Source organism: Aphanothece microscopica RSMan92 (assembly GCF_046613545.2).
Taxonomy (GTDB): Bacteria; Cyanobacteriota; Cyanobacteriia; order PCC-6307; family Cyanobiaceae; genus NIES-981.
In genome coordinates this window covers 1-455 of sequence record NZ_JBKKKY020000530.1, presented here as the reverse complement: position 1 = coordinate 455, position 455 = coordinate 1, and the positions used below count along the sequence as shown (strand labels likewise).

Below are 455 nucleotides of genomic sequence, written 5' to 3'. Positions count from 1 at the left end.
CAAGGGCGGACTGAACGGCGCGGGGCGCGCCAGCCAGCACGAGATCGGCGTAGACCAGCGTAAGCGCGAGCGCACGCGGATCGGTCGGCAGGCCGTCTCGCGTCGTGTGCCCGTGTTCCGCCAGGGCGAACATGACCCGCAGGAAGCGCTCGAAGCCCTCGCCCGGCGTGGCCGTGGTGAGAAAGCGCGTCTCGGAATCCGTGTCGTTGCGAAAGCCATGGGTGGCGCCCGCTGGAACCTCGACGGTGTCGCCCGCCTCCATCGCCCGGATGTTCCCGTCCGGCAGAAGCAGGCTGAAGCCGCCCCGCTCGACTGCAAAGGTCTCGGCCATGGTGCGGTGCAGGTCAAGCGGGCTGCCCTTCGCGCGCGGCGCAAGGGTCGTGCGGAACACAAGCGGACCGCGGTCACCGGAAAGCGGCGAGGTCAAAAACTCCACCCGGTCGCCGGTGACAGGG

The 455-nt window shown here is 69.9% G+C and carries 1 protein-coding gene; it reads right to left on the bottom strand.

Annotation, left to right across the window (positions count from 1 at the left end; all coding sequences use genetic code 11):
* Nucleotides 1-455, bottom strand: a 455-nt coding sequence (locus ACLD7X_RS18905) for a cupin domain-containing protein (protein WP_411425219.1), incomplete at both ends; no start/stop codon positions are given.